The 17,133-nt window shown below is 43.3% G+C and carries 17 protein-coding genes; 7 read left to right on the top strand and 10 right to left on the bottom strand.

Translation table 11 applies throughout. The features are described 5' to 3' along the window. Nucleotides 1-65: 65 nt before the first annotated feature. Nucleotides 66-677, bottom strand: coding sequence for a bifunctional nicotinamidase/pyrazinamidase (pncA, locus tag PEB0122_RS08465; RefSeq protein WP_075916700.1), 612 nt, complete (start codon nucleotides 675-677; stop codon nucleotides 66-68). Nucleotides 678-768: 91 nt separating this feature from the next. Here pncA and PEB0122_RS08460 point away from each other — a divergent pair, with 91 nt between their 5' ends. After that, nucleotides 769-2,067, top strand: coding sequence for a UDP-glucose dehydrogenase family protein (locus tag PEB0122_RS08460; RefSeq protein WP_075916698.1), 1,299 nt, complete (start codon nucleotides 769-771; stop codon nucleotides 2,065-2,067). Between the two features lie 109 nt (nucleotides 2,068-2,176). Next, the gene (locus PEB0122_RS08455; RefSeq protein WP_075916696.1) at nucleotides 2,177-3,649 is read left to right on the top strand and encodes an ArnT family glycosyltransferase; all 1,473 of its coding nucleotides are present in this window, start codon (nucleotides 2,177-2,179) and stop codon (nucleotides 3,647-3,649) included. A gap of 164 nt (nucleotides 3,650-3,813) precedes the next feature. On the opposite strand, the gene PEB0122_RS08450 is transcribed toward PEB0122_RS08455, so the two are convergent. Both PEB0122_RS08450 and PEB0122_RS08445 read right to left on the bottom strand, forming a co-directional pair. After that, entirely contained in the window at nucleotides 3,814-4,143 is a 330-nt protein-coding gene (locus PEB0122_RS08450; RefSeq protein ID WP_075916694.1) for a lipid-A-disaccharide synthase N-terminal domain-containing protein, read from the bottom strand. Continuing rightward, on the bottom strand, nucleotides 4,140-4,871 hold the full coding sequence (locus tag PEB0122_RS08445) for a glycosyltransferase family 2 protein (protein ID WP_075916692.1): 732 nt from the start codon (nucleotides 4,869-4,871) through the stop codon (nucleotides 4,140-4,142). Before PEB0122_RS08445 ends, PEB0122_RS08450 begins: the two co-directional genes overlap by 4 nt. Nucleotides 4,872-5,465: 594 nt before the next feature. Between PEB0122_RS08445 and PEB0122_RS08440 the strand changes: the two genes are divergently transcribed. Continuing rightward, entirely contained in the window at nucleotides 5,466-6,056 is a 591-nt protein-coding gene (locus tag PEB0122_RS08440; protein WP_075916690.1) for a hypothetical protein, read from the top strand. Nucleotides 6,057-6,572: 516 nt separating this feature from the next. Here PEB0122_RS08440 and PEB0122_RS11675 read toward each other — a convergent pair. Continuing rightward, a complete protein-coding gene (locus PEB0122_RS11675) occupies nucleotides 6,573-6,764 on the bottom strand; it encodes a hypothetical protein (RefSeq protein WP_143238819.1) in 192 nt (63 codons plus the stop codon). Nucleotides 6,765-6,846: 82 nt separating this feature from the next. On the opposite strand from PEB0122_RS11675, the gene PEB0122_RS08430 reads away from it, so the two are divergent. Continuing rightward, nucleotides 6,847-7,128 (top strand): hypothetical protein, encoded by a 282-nt coding sequence (locus PEB0122_RS08430; RefSeq protein WP_143238818.1) that lies wholly within the window; start codon nucleotides 6,847-6,849, stop codon nucleotides 7,126-7,128. A 118-nt stretch (nucleotides 7,129-7,246) separates the two neighbouring features. On the opposite strand, the gene PEB0122_RS08425 is transcribed toward PEB0122_RS08430, so the two are convergent. After that, nucleotides 7,247-8,305: a DUF475 domain-containing protein gene (locus PEB0122_RS08425; protein WP_075868770.1), complete on the bottom strand. Its 1,059-nt coding sequence runs from the start codon at nucleotides 8,303-8,305 to the stop codon at nucleotides 7,247-7,249. A 679-nt stretch (nucleotides 8,306-8,984) separates the two neighbouring features. Here PEB0122_RS08425 and PEB0122_RS08420 point away from each other — a divergent pair. Continuing rightward, a complete protein-coding gene (locus PEB0122_RS08420; RefSeq protein WP_075916684.1) occupies nucleotides 8,985-9,608 on the top strand; it encodes a YceI family protein in 624 nt (207 codons plus the stop codon). On the opposite strand, the gene PEB0122_RS11755 is transcribed toward PEB0122_RS08420, so the two are convergent. Continuing rightward, entirely contained in the window at nucleotides 9,592-9,762 is a 171-nt protein-coding gene (locus PEB0122_RS11755; RefSeq protein ID WP_158025429.1) for a hypothetical protein, read from the bottom strand. The genes PEB0122_RS08420 and PEB0122_RS11755 overlap by 17 nt on opposite strands. 129 nt (nucleotides 9,763-9,891) lie before the next feature. Here PEB0122_RS11755 and PEB0122_RS08415 point away from each other — a divergent pair, with 129 nt between their 5' ends. Further along, nucleotides 9,892-10,194: a DUF2218 domain-containing protein gene (locus tag PEB0122_RS08415; protein WP_075868778.1), complete on the top strand. Its 303-nt coding sequence runs from the start codon at nucleotides 9,892-9,894 to the stop codon at nucleotides 10,192-10,194. 357 nt (nucleotides 10,195-10,551) lie between these two features. On the opposite strand, the gene PEB0122_RS08410 is transcribed toward PEB0122_RS08415, so the two are convergent. Both PEB0122_RS08410 and PEB0122_RS08405 read right to left on the bottom strand, forming a co-directional pair. Further along, on the bottom strand, nucleotides 10,552-11,514 hold the full coding sequence (locus PEB0122_RS08410; RefSeq protein ID WP_075916682.1) for a ketopantoate reductase family protein: 963 nt from the start codon (nucleotides 11,512-11,514) through the stop codon (nucleotides 10,552-10,554). Nucleotides 11,515-11,637: 123 nt separating this feature from the next. Beyond that, the gene (locus PEB0122_RS08405; protein WP_075868783.1) at nucleotides 11,638-11,934 is read right to left on the bottom strand and encodes a hypothetical protein; all 297 of its coding nucleotides are present in this window, start codon (nucleotides 11,932-11,934) and stop codon (nucleotides 11,638-11,640) included. Between the two features lie 768 nt (nucleotides 11,935-12,702). Here PEB0122_RS08405 and PEB0122_RS08400 point away from each other — a divergent pair. Continuing rightward, nucleotides 12,703-13,254, top strand: coding sequence for a DUF924 family protein (locus PEB0122_RS08400; RefSeq protein WP_075916680.1), 552 nt, complete (start codon nucleotides 12,703-12,705; stop codon nucleotides 13,252-13,254). Nucleotides 13,255-14,068: 814 nt separating this feature from the next. Here the strand turns inward: PEB0122_RS08400 and PEB0122_RS11905 are convergent. Both PEB0122_RS11905 and sodC read right to left on the bottom strand, forming a co-directional pair. Continuing rightward, nucleotides 14,069-15,121, bottom strand: a complete 1,053-nt coding sequence (locus PEB0122_RS11905; protein WP_075916678.1) for a S24 family peptidase — start codon at nucleotides 15,119-15,121, stop codon at nucleotides 14,069-14,071. Between the two features lie 631 nt (nucleotides 15,122-15,752). Further along, entirely contained in the window at nucleotides 15,753-16,328 is a 576-nt protein-coding gene (gene sodC, locus PEB0122_RS08385; RefSeq protein ID WP_225867834.1) for a superoxide dismutase family protein, read from the bottom strand. Nucleotides 16,329-17,133: the final 805 nt, after the last annotated feature.

Below are 17,133 nucleotides of genomic sequence, written 5' to 3'. Positions count from 1 at the left end.
AGAATTGCATTATCACGACGATAAGTCAGTGCACTTTACTGAATAAGGAAACTCCGCCCCTTGGTCTAAAGTGCACCCATTAGCAGCTCGACACCGGAATCATTCATCGTCTTAAGCATAAGGTCGAGAGAACCGTTAAGATCAATTCCGGCACAGGCGGCAAGAGCGACCGACGCTTCAAAGCCGCAATTTTTGGCGTCAAGTGCCGAATAGGCTACACAAAAGTCGGTTGCCAAACCGCAGAATGTAAGCTTGTTCAAACTACGCTCTTTGAGGTAGCCACGTAACCCTGTCGGGGTTTTTCGATCATTTTCAAAAAATGCCGAATAGCTGTCTATTTCCGGATCCATTCCCTTGCGGATAATCATTTCAGCCTTATCAACGGGCAGCGAACCATGGAGAGCCGCGCCATTAGAACCTTGTATACAGTGATCCGGCCAAAGTGTTTGCGGGCCATAATCAACGGTAATCGTATCATATGGAGAAAATCCCTGATGGTTGGAGGCAAAACTTTGATGATTTTGCGGATGCCAATCTTGAGTAAGGATGACATGGTCAAAGCGCATCATCAGTGCATAAACCGTCGGAAGAATGAGATCACCGTCCGGAACTGCCAGCGCACCGCCGGGTAGAAAATCGTTTTGCACATCCACAACAATCAGTGCCTCACCAGCCATTTTTTCTCCCCTTATTTCCCCTGGTTGACGGTTGCAGTCACATAAAAACAGTCATATCAAATACCAAGATTAATTTGCAAGGAAGACTTTAATGAAAATTACCATGATCGGTAGCGGATATGTCGGGCTGGTTTCGGGTGTGTGTTTTGCCGAATTCGGTTTTGATGTCACATGTGTCGATACCAATGCTGACATAATCGCGCGACTGAACAGAGGCGAAGTCACAATTTTCGAACCTGGCCTTGACGAAATGATGCTGAGAAACATCAAGGAACAACGCCTATCTTTCTCGACTGATCTCGAAAACAGTGTCAAAGAAGCCGATGTAATTTTTCTTGCTGTCGGCACACCTTCACGCCGCGGCGATGGTGAAGCCGACCTGCACTTTATCGAGCAAGCTGCCGATCAGGTGGCGGGAGCCATGAAGGATGGCGCAGTTGTCGTTATCAAATCCACTGTTGTCGTTGGAACCAATTCCCGTATACGCAAGCGTATGGAAAAAATTCGTCCGGATATCCATTTTTCTATGGTTTCCAATCCCGAATTTTTACGCGAAGGTTCGGCGATTGAAGACTTTATGCGTCCGGACAGAGTCGTTGTCGGTGTCGAGGACGAGCGCGGAAGAGACACAATGCGCAAACTTTATCGGCCGCTTTATTTGCGCGAAACCCCGCTTGTCATCACCTCGCTTGAAAATGCCGAGCTCATTAAATATGCAGCCAACGCTTTCCTTGCAATGAAAGTTACCTTTATTAATCAGGTTGCCGATTTATGCGAAAAAACCGGTGGCAATATTCAGGAAGTTGCCCAGGCTATCGGAATGGATAAACGCATCGGTTCCAAATTTTTGCATGCCGGACCGGGCTTCGGCGGCTCGTGTTTTCCGAAAGATACGCGCGCTTTTGCCGCGACCGGTCTTCATTACAACGCCCCCCAGCAATTGATCGAAACCGTTATTTCAATCAATGAAGAGCGCAAAGTAAAAATGGGTGAACGTATCATAAAAGCCGCGAAAGAAAGAAACGCCGATACTGTTGCTGTGTTGGGCGTTACTTTCAAACCCAATACCGACGATGTTCGCGAATCCCCTGCTTTGACGATTATCAAGGTTTTACAAGAGGCGGGCTTGACCGTCCGCGCGCATGATCCGGAAGGTGAAGAGCAAGCCAAAAAAGTTCTCGACAATATTGTCTGGTGTTCTTCTCCTTATGACGCGGCCAAAGGTGCTGCCGTCTTGACAATTATTACCGAATGGAACGCCTATCGCGCCCTTGATTTGAAAAAACTTGCCAAACTGATGCCAGGTGGAAAAATCATTGATCTTCGCAATATTTACAAAAAGGAAGAATTCGAGGATATAGACCTCGACTATATGTCAATCGGGCGTTGATTAAGGCAAAGATAACAAAAAGAACGGTGCGCACGCCCGTTTATTTGCTGGTATTGTCCAACGATAACGCGTTAATTGATATGCTGCCAAGCAAATTAAGGATGGTGTGATGGCAAATAATAAACCGGATTACGGCACGATTGCTGTTTGCTTCATCATTCTTTATTTTGCGTTCGAAGCACTGTTCGTTACTCTTTTGTCGCAAGGTGCCGGTCTTGATGACGCGGAGCTTGCTTCCAATATCAGTTTCTGGAATTGGGGCTATGGCGGCTCCCAACCGCCACTTTATACATGGATTGCCTTCGGCGTCGAACAGCTCTTCGGGCTACATTTTTATTGGTTGCAAATTATCAAATTCGGCCTTCTTGCAACGACATTTCTTTCCGTCTATCTCGGTTTGCGCCTTCTTCATGTGCGTCCCGTCGTTGCCGGTGCATCCATGCTTGCAATGTTTTTGCTACCCCAGATTGGATGGGAATCGCAACGCGCACTGACCCATTCCATCATGGGAACCGCCGGTTCTGCCTATACATTTCTTGCATTCTGTTTTTTTTCGCGGAAGCCTTCCTGGGGACGGGCAATTCTTCTCGGGCTTGCATGCGCAACTGCCATTTTGGGCAAATATAACGGCACACTTTTTCTCGTCGCTCTTTTCGGCGGCACAGCGTTGACAGCCGAATTTAGCAGCACGTTGAAAAACCGCTATTTTCCGGCGGCTATTCTGACAACCCTGATCGCGATAGCCCCGGCTTTCATTTACATGTTCGCCCATCCGGCAAGTGTTGTTGCACGGGCAAACAAGCTTGCAATGGGTAAAACCGGCAATTTCTTTTCCGACCGGCTTGCTGGACTTGCCGATTTCTTCGTTGCCAGTCTGGGCTTTGTTTCTGTTGCCCTCATTATTGCGCTGATCCTTGCAGGCCTCCACACCTTTTCCAATGCAAAAGTTTCACAATTGACCACTAGGCAAGAAAACAAGGCAGAGCATCTCCTTTATCATATTCTGCTTTTCGGAATTCTACTCATTGTCGGCCTTGTAATTGTTTTAGGCATTACCAATGTCAAAGACCGCTGGTTACAGCCATTGCTTTTTCTTGCACCGGCCTATTTTGCCCTCGTTCTTTCGCGGCTTTGCTATTCATTGAAATATGTGCGTGCTTTCGGCATTGCCGGTGCTATTGCGGCACTTGTCGTCCCTTTTGTGCTTTATCTCAATATAGCAACTGCCTATAACCGGTTTGACCCGCCCGAACAGCTATTTGATTATCCAAAACTTGACCAACAACTTCGTGCCGCAGGACCATTTTCCATGGTGTTTGCACGTCATCCGCAATTGCCCGGAAATTTGCGCTTGTTGGACCCGACATTGAAAACAATCCATATCGGTTCACCATTTGTAGTAGAACGGCTTGAAACACCGCTTATGGTGCTCTGGTCGGGAAACGGTAAGCTGCCGGACGATTTACGCAATGTTCTTGAAAAAGCCGGCCTGCCAACCGAAGGAAAAACCGGACAAATAGAAATCGGCTTTGGTGGCGGAAGCGATGTCAAACGTATCGTTTCTTATCTTTACCTGCCTTGACGATGCTTTAAAACCGGCTTTCCGGATAAAAGAGCCCCCCCTCCTCATGCAAATGCTCTATGCATAAAGCATTTGGCACAAGAACCGTTCTCATTTGTTAACGAACATGATCTCGTTTGCTCGTGCTGCAGGTGTAACCGGTATTATGTACCGGCCTGATTTTTTTAGGAATTTGCCTGTTTGTGTTTCTTTTCCCGATAAATCAAACAGAGATTACGGATATAAACAATCAGCCCCAAGCCTTGACCGGCGATAAAGACAGGGTCTTTTTGCCGGATTGCATATATGAGCAGAAGCGTGCCGCCGCCAAGTGAAAAAAACCAGAAGGCAACCGGCATAACACTTTTTTTGGCTTTTTCGGAAGCAAGCCATTGCACAACAAAGCGCATCATAAAAAGTCCCTGAGCAATAAAGCCAAGCACAATCCAGCCATCCCATTGCGCGACAAAGACATCATGCAACCATTGGGTAAATTGTGAGAAAATACCACTCATTTTTCGCCCTTTGCCTTTATTTCCGTCACCTTGGGAACCACTTTGCGCCGCCGACGCAACCACCAGACGCCATAGAGATCAAGAATGCCGCGCAGTCCGCGATCAAGAATGCCGTAATTGGAATGGCCATGGACACGCTGGCGATCAACCACATCAATATGCGTGGTTTTGAAACCTTCACGTAAAACCAGCGCTGGCAAATAACGGTGCCAACCGTCAAAAAATGGCAATTGTCGAAAAAGCTCTGTACGGATTGCTTTGAGCCCGCACCCTGAATCACGAGTATTATCTTTCAAAATTGCCTGCCGCAATTTATTGGCAAGCTTGGAGGAAAGCTGTTTCAACTTAGTATCGGTGCGTTTTAAACGTTGGCCGGCTGCCAGCCCGTATTCCGGCCCTGCTGCAATAAGTGCATCGGCAAGCTTCGGCAAATAAACGGGATCGTTCTGCCCATCTCCATCAATTGTCAGTATAATATCGCCGGAGGCTGCAAAGACACCCGAACGCACGGCAGCACTTTGCCCGGCCGAGCGGTCATGGCGTATATGGCGCAAAGGTTTACCTTCGCTCATACGTTCAAATAACACCTTGGGTGTGTCGTCGGTCGAACCGTCATCTACAACGAGAATCTCGTAATCGCGCCCTTTCATGGCATTATCGACTTCATCAAGCAGAAAGGCCAAATTTTCAGCTTCATTACGACAGGGAATGACGACAGATAGTTTCATTTAAATAACTTTGTTCTAATGCTACGCGAGATTGAATAGCATTGAAAACCGCAAGTGTCCATGAAACGCATCATCACCGGTTGCTGAAACTGTTAAAAAACCTATTTCCCCTGTTTTCCATTCGGGAATTTTATCCTTTCCGGTAAAATTACAGTTTTAAAGATTTTTGCGGGCAAACACCCTTTTCACCAACGGAAACGAAGTCTTAAGAGAATTTCCCATAAAACAGAGGCGGGCAAAGACATCATAGCGTGATTGGCACCAATATCCGTTATCCCGATCAACAACTGCAACAAAACAGCGTTTTTCTCGTGGGCTGTTATTTTTCCGCTGTTTATATAAAGTTTTCAAATTGCAACCTTTTACGTAGGGACTACACGTTTTTCAATACGGGTTTTGTCAAGTGCGTTTTCTTTCTCTTGAAGTATGAATTCAGTTTTATGAGCATCAAACAAATAAAAAATATTCAAAGAAGCAATTTTCGATTATTCAAATAGATCCCGAATTATTCTTGTATATTGATCAATTTTATAGACACAATCCAAAACCTTTCTATATTCTTTTTAAAGTTCATTATAGAGAGGGATACCTAAAATGGCTCTAATATTTTTGATATTAGGTTTTATTGCATCAATTGTGCTTATATATTTCTTCTATTCACTCGTAAGCACCCAGTCACTCTCCGGCCAAAGCCAGTCGCGGCCAACATTATCGAACCTGTCATTTACATTGATACGGCAAAGATTTACCGGACTGGGTTGGGTCGGCGTTGTGTTGGTGTTTCTCGCTCCGCTTGCAACAGCAATCATTGTATCGGCCAATCTAAAGGCAATCGCCGAAGCCACATTCTTTGACACCCCTATTCCCGATTTCACCCTCCTTTACCTTTCCCTAGGCTTTTTGGGACTGATCGGTTTTGTCTTCATCATCATCGGACGTGAATTTTATAGTCTTGTGCCTGCAAATGGTAGCTTGGAAACTGAAGCCAATAAACCCGCCCCCCATCCGGCGCCACATCATTCGGCCCCCCATAAACATACTCCCGACCATTCGCCTCATAAACCGGCTCACCCTCAGCCACCTTTGCCGCAAAATCCAACGCCTCTACCGGAAGCAGAGCCCGTTCCGCGCCCCGAATTTGTGACCACAATGAAGGATGACGTACCTCCGTCAACCAAACTTTAAAGGCAAAAAACTTTGGAACGATATTGCTTTTGCGAACCATCGCTTGGATCTTAAAATTGGAGTCGTTCAATATCCACCAACCAAAAAGTCAAAACGGGACAATCATAAAATTGCCCCGTTAAAGACTTCGGCAATACTAAAGAGCGTGACAAGAAGTTTTATAGTTGGTTACGTTCCGTTCTGTTGTTTTATATTTTTCACCTGCCCGCGTTTTTTAAATTTATGGTGCTCTTTTTTGCCCTAGAAACTCGACGACAATCAAGAAAACATAGGCAAATGGATTTCAGAAATGCGGGGAAATAAAACAACACGTTTTTCTAGTCTCTGTTCATACGATCGACACTTGCTTGAGTTTTGCTTGGCAAATTTCAAGAGCACCGCACGTAAGCCGGTTTTAAACCTCTCTGTAATCGGTATTCTGCCCTTAGCGGTCGTAACTGTTCGAAAGTGTCAAAAACAACCAATTACAGTTATTGGTAATTACCGACGATATCGGAAATCGTTTTGCCTGCTTGGTCATAAAGTTCGGGTAAAAAGTCCAAATAGCCTGATAAACAGGCCGTTTTCACGTGCATTCCGGCGATAATGCGATATTGCAGGACTCGCAAATCCGGCTTTTTGCCGCTGGGCTTCCAATGTGACATCGTTGATATTTTTATCAAGTAAGAGAGCCAGATGAAGCCCTTGTCGCGACGGGATGATATGCATGAAATTTTTCCCTTTCCCGCATTTCAATCCTTCAATCAGAGCATCCCTATTCTTTTTGACAATTTTGATTAGAACGGCGCAAATGCCGGGTCTAATGCCCCTCATTGACAAAATCGGCCAAAGCTTCTTCAACAAAAGTTATAACGCGCCTGTCAACGAGATTAGGGACGTTGCAGCAGCAAAGAGGCGCGCATCAGGCACTAATGACGACGAGGAAGATTATACCACCTCGATTTGGGCAGACGTTATTCCGGTTACAACAATTATCGGCAGCTTTCAGCCTGACGAGCGCCTTGAAAAAGGTTTAACTCCTTCAAAATCATTGAATGTCTGGTCGCACGGAAAAGGCTTGAGGATGTTTTAAGCGAAACTCACCAACATTATATGGATCACTTAAAGCAGACGAAAGACAAATGAAGTTGATTAATCACCAAGAACGGCATTACGAATGCGGGTAACGCCGTTGAACTTTTTTCTCTCGTCTAATCTTTCGGAATATTCAGATGCCAATCAGGATGATTGCGATTGAACCTGATAGAAGAATAAAGTGCGGACAAAATGAACACCATTCCGATAACGCCGGTAACGACTTCCGGTATGTGAATAATGGTCTGCAAATACATAATGAAAGCCAACACCAGAATGGCGTAAAAAGCCCCGTGTTCAAGGTAGCGGTATTGCGCAAGTGTCCCTTTATCAACAAGAAGCACTGTCATTGAACGGACATAGAAGGCACCAATCCCGAGTCCAATTGCAATAACAAAAAGATTGGTGGAAAGCGCAAATGCGCCAATCACACCATCAAAAGAAAAGCTTGCATCCAACACTTCCAGATAGATAAACGCGCCAACACCTCCCTTGTAGACATTTTCCATCGTGTGTTTTCTGGCATCCATCAACACGCCCAAGCCTTCGACAGCAATAAACGCAAGCAAGCCATAAATTGCCGAGACCAGAAATGTATGGTCGTCTTCCGGTTTTACGAGGCTGGAAAAAATGAGCACAAGAACAAGTGTAATGGCAATCTGGATACCATGGATGGACGCATATTTCTTGGCGCGCCCTTCAAGAAATAAAATCCAATGCGTATCCTTTTCGGGATCAAAGAAATATTTAAGCCCCACCATAAAAAGAAAAGTACCACCGAATGCGGCTATACCGACATGTGCGTTTGTCATGATGTCGGCATAATGTTGGGGTTCCCAAATAGCCAGCTTTAGCGCTTCCCACGGACTTATCCATGCCGCACACGCCACCACAATGAGCGGAAAAATAACGCGCATCCCGAAAACCGCAATGACAATGCCCCAAGTAAGAAAGCGATGTTCCCAAACCGGGCTCATATCACGCAAAATGCGTGCATTGATAATGGAATTGTCAAATGACAGCGAAATTTCAAGAACACCAAGGACACAGCAAATGAACAGATATTCAAATATGCCACTTGTCGAACCTGTTTCGACATAGCCAAGCCACATACCAAGGCTCAGACCGACAACTGTAAAAATAAAAGCGCCGGTAAAATAGCGTAAAACGCTCATTATAATCCCTCTTGTCAGCAGCCTTTTAAAGGCTCTTGGCGTTTACCGGTTCATGACTAAAGATCCACAAACAATGTGTATATGGAAACATAACAAACAAAACGCAAGGGGCTTTTTCCCTCAATATTGGTGAAGGTTAACAGCTTGTCTTGAACAACCCAGGGTTATTTTCTGTCTTGTTCAAAAAAAATTCCAAAATATTGCACGCGACAGTGCTTTTCAAATGAGCTGCCATCTTGACCACCGAATTTCATGAAACTGCTCTCGCCAAGTGGTATTTTTTAAAGATGAATTGTGAAAAAACAGTTTTTACAAAAAATTTAAATCATAATTTTCTTAAATATGTCATTTATACATAGTATGTATGTATTCTATAACGATATTAATTTAATGTATTTATAATTCACTGTTCAAAAATTCATATGAAATTTTATATTTATTCATATATATTTTTTAATCATTTACATAAAAATATCTATTAAGACAGAAATTGGATATGATTATTTTTAAATAGTTTTTATAATAAATATATATCACATTATAATAATTGAATTTTTGATGAAATATTATATTGTCAATGAAACAAAAACATTCTGTCGTAAGTGTTGACACTTCCAACATGTTTCAAAACGGCTAAGCTATCTAAAATAAGAATTTACATATTTACGGAGGCGATATTATGTTTATCAATAAAACAAAAATTGCGGCTGCAATGATTGTTCCCGGTATTTTATTTGCAAACCCGGCAGCAAATGCAGCCAAGCTTGATATTCCGGGCGGTGCCTATGTTTCCGATGCAGCACACACAAATTTATTGTGGAGCATCAAACATTTCGGCCTTTCCAATTATTATGGGCGCTTTGACAAAATTGAAGCAAAACTTGATCTTGATGCAAATGATGTTGAAAAATCGGTTTTGCATGTCACAATAGACCCGAAATCGGTCGATACAAACTATCCCAAGACTCCGAATGAATTTAATGATGAAATTGCCGGAGAGATGTTTTTCGATGCCGATAAATTCAACAGCATCACCTTCCAGTCGACTGCGATCGAATTAACGAGCGAGAAAACCGGTAAAGTCACCGGAAATCTGACATTTCACGGTGTTACAAAACCGGTTGTGCTTGATGTGACCTTGAACGGCACGATTGCCTCGCACCCGATAACCAAAAAACCGGCAATGGGCTTTTCTGCAAAAACCGTAATCAAACGCAGTGACTTTGGTGTGAACGAGCTTGAAGGCCCGTTGAGTGACGATGTTAATCTGATTATCGAGGCCGAATTCAAGCCAGCGGAATAAAGGGATTTCTTCTCGCGATAAAAAGATAAGACTTCCGGTAAGTTTGATTGAAACCGGTTGACAAAAAATGGTTGGCTGCCAGCCGGTTCAAGGCAGTAAGATAATTCCAGTAAAGAGAATTGCCACTCAACGAATAGTCGATTTCTTCACTCATTATCAGCGTACGTGAAAGAACCTGACAAACAAAAGCGTCGTTATTTTTAAAAAAATCTATAGCTAATACAAAAAATAAAACCTATCTAATAGTAACGGGGAATGACAAGCGAATTTGAAGGAAAATAAAATGACAATCCGCTCGCGTGCAATTATCGAGACAGAAAATGCCAGTAAATATCTTCAACAACTTGCAAAACACTGGAGTCACAAATTTCCGGATATGACATCTTCTGAAAAAGAAGCCCATATTCCTTTCTCCGACGATGTCACGATTGACATGTTTGCTGAAAAATCCTCACTTGTGGTGCAAATTATGTCGCCTAACGAGTTTGAAGCGATTAAAGCCGAGGGCATTTTCGATCAGCATATTTTGCGTTTTGCATTCAAGGAAAAGCTGACAATCGACTGGCACCGCGAAACATTGCCATGATTTCCGAAGCCATATCATTGGATAAATGTAGATCTTTTTCAAAAGAGTGGGCTTTATAAGCCCGCTCTTTTTTGTTGGGAATGTGATGGAAAATCATTGCGCCGTAAGTTTAAAACTTCGGGCAGTTTGTCTTGCCCTTTGATTAAGCCTCGTAAACGCCCGTAAGAGTTACGAATGCAAGGTTTTGTCCCCGTTAATACACAATGTGCGTAAAAGCTTCGCACAACGCCGGATGCTCGTTAAAAACGATATAATATTACGCGCGACCGGCTTATGGTACGTTCGCCTTAAAAAACGGACACAATCATGAAACCGGTTTTTGCCTGTTTAGACATTATCTCCCGGAGAACCGCGGCATCAGTTTTTCCTGTCGCGACCGGAAAGGCGCCGCTGTTCATAGGCTTTAACATTTGTGTAAGCCAATGAAAGAAGCGGATGGTTGATACCGAAGTGCCGGGCCCGATTTAACAGATCACCCAGTATATGATCCCCTTCCGTCTGGTGTCCGGCTTCAATATCGCGCAACATAGATGCAGTTGCCAAAGACTGTTTATCCTTGAAAAAAATGCCAATATCGTTGCTTGCACCCTCATGTAGAGGGAAACCGGCCGCCTTCGCTATCTCGCTATTTTTTTCCAGAAATTCTGTCATAGCTTCTTGCCCGCCCGGAGCACGGTTGATTTCGCCAACATTTGCACGCATCAGGCATGTCATTCCGGCGAGCGTAGCAAGGCGAACCCATTTATTCCACATGCGTTGCATTGCATTTTCAACAGCATGCACTTGCACTCCTTTTGCACCGTCAAAAAGATTTGCAAAAACAATTGCCCGTTCGTCCTTTCCCCCTTGTTGGCAGCCGAACAACCCGATTGCATCATCATTCAAATGCAAAACAATTCCGTCTAGCGTCAGTGTCGACTGGATGATGACCGAGCCCGCCAGCACATTTTTCCTGTCAAACTCTTTATTCAGTCGATCAATATGCGCAAGACCATTGAGTGCCGGAACGAGAACAGTGTCTTTGCCCATAGCCGGGCGGATTGAATTGATTGCACTATCAAGATCATAGGCTTTTGCTGTGAGAAAAACATAATCATAGGTTTCACCTTGTAAAACCCGGTTTACGAGTTCTTCATTGGTCAGAGTTTTGACCGGCGTTTTCAAATTTCCGGCCGGACTTTCAATACGCAATCCATGTTCGAGAAGTATTTTCTGCCGTTTCGGACGTACAAGAAAAGTTACATCTTTTCCCGCCTCTACCAAGCGACCGCCAAAATAGCCACCGATCCCGCCTGCACCCAATACCAGAACTTTTGTCATAATCCCATTTTCTCCCGTTTTTCCGGTTCTATGAATGCGACTTTAAAAGCCATAATCAAAAATCGCAAACAAAAACCCGGAGGTGAAACCTCCGGGTTTTCAAGAATCGCAGCAATGATGAAATTACATATTATTGTTTACTGGCGAACCATCACCAAAGTTATGCATTTCCTGATCACTCACACCATGCCGGGAAACAGGAGAGTTCAGATGACGCCCCGGATAGTAGGAGTCTTCAACCGAACCATCGCCACGATAGAAATAGGCCTTGTCTTTCCCTTTGAACTGTTCATTCGCAACATTTGCAGAATGACCTGGAACATATTGGTTAACCCGGCTACCATCACCAAAACCATTGGCAGCAAAAGCACTGCTTACACCTAACAGCAAAGCGGATGCGACAAGCATTAATCTTTTCATTTTAAACTCTCCTTTTTATTCCGGATAGCTCTCATCTGATCCGACTATCCGGCTTTTATAGAGATCATCCGATTTTGACATCTGAACATCTCTTGGTTTCCACTTAGGAAAAGCGGTAGCAGGATACCAATCACATATGCGTTTTATGTTCACGAACATGTGATCGCAATACAACATCCGTTTCATGATGACGTTTATACAATCTGCAAAGGCCAACCATTTACGATTATGGCGACGGAAATAGTCGTGTATCCGGTTCTGCAAGTATTTCCATCGGAATTGCCTTATGCACTTTCCAAACAAAATCCATAAGAGATAATGATGCTGTTTTGTTTATTTGAACCACCCGATATTTCTCTAACGAACCGGCTGACGGCAAGCCCCCTCCTCTTCGGCTGAAAATTCGAGGATTGTTTTCTGCACCGCGTTAAACTTGTGGTTTAGTTATTCGCATAAAAAACCGGCTTCATGAAAAGACGATTTGACGACAGTTAAACACTATTTAAATTAATTTTTAGTTGTCTAACTGCTCAATAAATTTACTCTTTTATTATGTTTAACTTATAGCTAAATATATAAAACACATCTTTAAGTTGTGTTTTATAATTATTACAATTTTTTATATATGTTTTATTTTGATAATTTGTGAATTTCAAATCTTATGCGCCAGAACAAACTTTGTTTATTATTATTTTCTCTTTTCATCAGGTGAATTCGCGTGCATTATATAGCTTCTGGAGGATGCCCGATGTTCAGGGGGATACATGAATGGGTACACAGCAAATTGAACCGAACGAAGTTATAGAGTTCTGGTTGGATGCCGGACGAAACAAATGGTTCGGTCAAGACGACAGTTTTGGCAAAAATATTCACGAAAAATTTTTCCGGCTTTGGCAAACGGCACTTTCAGGCCGATTGAGAGAATGGCAAAAAACCGATGAAGGCCTTTTGGCTCTCGCCCTCATCTTCGACCAGTTTCCACGCAAAATGTTTCACAATGACCCCCGCGCTTTTTGTAGTGATCATGATGCGCTAAAGATTGCACGGCTTGCTGTCGAGAATAACGCTGACAAGCGTATAGAAAAAGACCTGCGAGGTTTTTTTTATATGCCTTTTGAACATTCCGAAAAGCTTTCCGATCAGGAACAAAGTATTGAATTGTTCAAGTCTCTTAATGATCAAGATTTACTGACTGAAGCGGAAATCCGTCATAACATTATCAAGCGTTTCGGTCGCTTTCCACAACGCAATAAAATTGTTGGACGCAAAACAAAGCCGGATGAACAAGCATTTCTCGATGACAGTGATATTGATAGCTGATAGATGGCTTCACCACGCAAATCGAAAAATCGAGAAAACTGCAAATTTTCAATTTCGCTTAAAAAATTTACAAACCGTCATTATTAAAACAATGAGCACGTCTTTCGTCAAGATGACCGGATCGGCAGTTCATTGCGAACAATATGATGGATAAAAATGGTTTTCAAAAACCCGTTCCGCCTTCAGTATTTTGCCAAATCAAAACAGCTTGGGGTTAGACCGGTTTTGTCTCAACTACATCATTGGTTCTTCCACCGTAAACATCGCAAGCGTCAAAAGTACGGTCTTCAAACTTTTAAAAAACGGCCAGCGATGAATGAAGTTTGAACCTCATTCATCACAACTCTTTTGAGCGAAAAAATATGCGGTGCGCAAAAGATCAGAAAGCCTTTGCCACCTCAAACCTGTCACCAAAAATTAAAAATCTGTGATCACAAATGGCGTAAAAACAAGGCTTGTCTCTGCTCATCAGGCTCGGTCGGCCTGTTTAACCGGTTTTCCTGATAAGGCCTTGATATCGGAGCTTTCGCCACAGTGCTTAAACAAAGTTTTAAGAAACAGTTAATTTCTATGGTTAACAACAAGTTAATAATAAAACCTGAATCATTTTGTCAATTAAGAGTTTACTAAAAAAATATTTCCTTTCAATAAGTTAGAATAATATCTTAAAAATCCCCGCAAAGCGCCGTCAAAAGATACAAATCCCCCCTCCTGTTTTTCTGCATTCAAACCTGAATGAATACATAAGGAGAAAAACAGAAGAGAGAAAAGTTGGTAGAGAAAAATTATTCGGAATTCTTTAATGCAAAGCCTACTAAAGGACTTCAGCCGAGGCTGTGCCCGAGAAAGTAATTGTGTGAACGGATAACACTTTCTCATGTGGAAAAACGAGTTTTCTTGGCGGGTTGAATTGCTCGAGTACCAGTTCTTTATCTGTATGGTGAGAGAACATTTTTACAAATGCTTTCGGTGCCGCCGAATGATCATCTGCAATAACTTGTGCCACCACAAAATCACCTTTTTTCACGCGGTGTGTCGGGTCGCAATAGACGATCTCTCCATCTTGATACCGTGGCCACATGGTTTCGCCCGATACTTCCAAAGCATAAGCGTTAACCGCATGGTTGAGTTGTGGTGGGCACGCAACCTCGTATAGTATATTTCCGTCAAGGTCGAACTCTCCATGTTCACCGGCAACCGTCTGTCCATAAACCGGCAAAATGCGGTTTTGTTCGAAATCTACAAGGTTGTCTTCAACATTGTTGAAACGGCTGTCGTTTACAGCCTCGAACCGCGCATCGACAACAAGCGGTTGGTAATGTGTTTTCATAGCATTTTCTTTCGACTGGCTGAATTTTTGTTGTTCATTCGGCTTCCTGTCACTCTTCGGACTATCGGCATTGTCGCCATTTTTTCGGCGGTTCTTGGGGCAAGATTTAGCCGTTTTTCCGTTCCGCTTTTTTGAAGCCGTCGACTTTCCGGTAGATTCCGCATTTTCAGCCGCCAATTCCATAATATTGGCCGCCAATTGGCCGGTTACTATTTCCGGTGGAATACGCACGGTCACGCTTTCATTGTAAGCTTCCTTGCGATTGGCAAGTAACTTTGTGCGCGCGTCCGGCATAGACAAGGCCCAGACTTCATCCGAACGAATAGCCGGTTTACCGAGGCCGATGAGAATGCGAGCCATTTTTTCTGTAAGTGCGGTGGAAAAGTAATCGATTGACTCTTTTTCTTCATCTTCATACTCCTCAAGCTCTTCGGCACTTTGTAGCCCGAGGCTTTTTGCCAATTCTTCCAATGACAAACCGGCGCGCTCACGTAGCTCACGCAATTGCGTGGGCGCAGAAAATAGATCACGTCCCATAAAAACGCCCATTGTTTCCCTTTCTCGGTTGTATTTCGCGCTAACTTGTTTCGCCACATAGGATATTTGTGGAGTGGCAATCGTCGATTGCAGGTTTGCTATCTAAACGGGAAGCGGCAAAATATGTTCCAAACGAGATTATCGTTGGCAACAGCTAAGCTTTTCGAGGCCAAACAGGAAAAGTCAAAACGGCGTAACTTTAAAAACAGAATTTTAAAAAACTTTTGTAAAAATTTTTCTAAAAAACCGTTTATAAAGACGGCGGAAAAACACATTTCAACGTCGCTTCTTTGCCGAAAAATTTTAACTACGAGAAGAATGGCCTTCTCTACCCTGTTCGAAGCGAAAGAAAATATAGAAAAATTGGAAACGAAGTGCCGAAAACCGTTTTCCGGTGCACCGGTCATTTAATAGAAAAATTCAAAATCATCGTGAAAAAGCGCGATGATGGCGCAAGTTGTCCAGTCACAACCATTCCAATGATAACAGGGAAGATAGCTGTGAGAGAATGGGGTAAAGAAAAAAGAGCAACTTCGTGCGCGGCATTTTTTCAAAAACTGCTGCTATCAGACAATGCCGCCTAGAATAAACAAAAAGGCTCCATTATCAGGAGCCTTTTGGATAGTTAAAATTAGCGGATAACACCACAAGCGAAACGGGCGCCGCCACCACCCATTGGTTCCGGCTGATCGGCATAATTGTCGTGGCCGACATGGATCATCAATGAATGCCCACGCACATCCGAAAGTTTTTTCAACTTTGGTGCGAGAACCGGCAATTTGGCATCGCCTTTTTCGTCAACATAAAGTGGCGGCAAATCCCCAAGATGCCCGCTGTCATCCCAAGGTGCGGAGTGATGTTCGGTCTTTTGAGGATCCAGATGCCCGCCGGCCAAACCGGCAACAACAACTTTGCCGTCTTTCTCGCCCAGTCCACAATCCGGATTGGTGTGAACGTGGAAACCGTAAAGCCCCGGCTTCAATTCTTTAAGATCGGGAGTAAACACCAGACCATAGCGATTTTCGGTAATTGTGATTTGACCTATTTGATGACCAAGCCCGTTTTCTGTGGCTCTGTAAATCTCGACCGATAAAGATTGCGGTTCTTGGGGGGAAGCCTTTTCGCTACTTGCAGCAAAAGCAGCCGTCGATAGCGCGAAAGCTGTCAATGGCAATGACAGAGCCAAGACAGACATACATCTTTTCATTGAAAAATTTCCTTACACGACTAAAACACCCGAAGGCAGAGAAAAAAATGTAAAATATCTTCAACGCCGCAAAGGGTTCGCGCACTAACACCCCCAGCGCAAGCTTACACAACGTTTTAGCTATATTACTTTCCATCATCATACGAATTATACGTCTAGCGAACAGCGTAATCTGATATCTGTTTTATAACGCTTAACGCTATTCATTTCAAATGGCATACAGTCACAACTGCGATATTTTCAACAAAAGTTTTGGATTTCATATTAAAAAATGAGCCTGAAAACGTAGTCGATCAGGCAATTTTTTTGTCAAAAACTTTCGAAACCTACTATTTTATTCCGGTATTGTTGGCTTTCTACCTTACATTTTAACTGTCGTATTTTTATAAAACTTTATTTATTTCAAACAGTTAGCTAATTTGCTTGAATCATTTTCATAATTCTTGCCTCGTAGATGGATAACAAAGGAGAATTTCCATTAATCCGCTTTTCCTTTGCGTGAGGCTCAAGACATTTTTTTGCGAACCGGAAAATTTGTTTCCAAGAATTTTGCCGATTGTTAAATCGCCTGAAACTCTCTGAAGAAAGATGATGTTTCGCGTTTGTGTTGTACCTTCATGATTTTACGACGAACCTAATCTTAAAACCGAAAGACCGGATACAGCACTTAATCTTCTCATTTTATGCGGCGCACCCTAACCCCATTTTTCAAAAATTTTCCCCTACCCCGACCGACTGATTTTCATTCAACCGACTGCTAAATAAAAACGGAGAATGCGCGTAAAAGCGATTTTTTTAAAAGCTT

This window comes from Ditibartonella apis, assembly GCF_001952075.1.
GTDB classification, from domain to species: Bacteria; Pseudomonadota; Alphaproteobacteria; order Rhizobiales; family Rhizobiaceae; genus Bartonella; species Bartonella apis.
The sequence above is the reverse complement of the archived record's forward strand: the minus strand, read 5'-3'. Positions and strand labels throughout refer to the sequence as shown.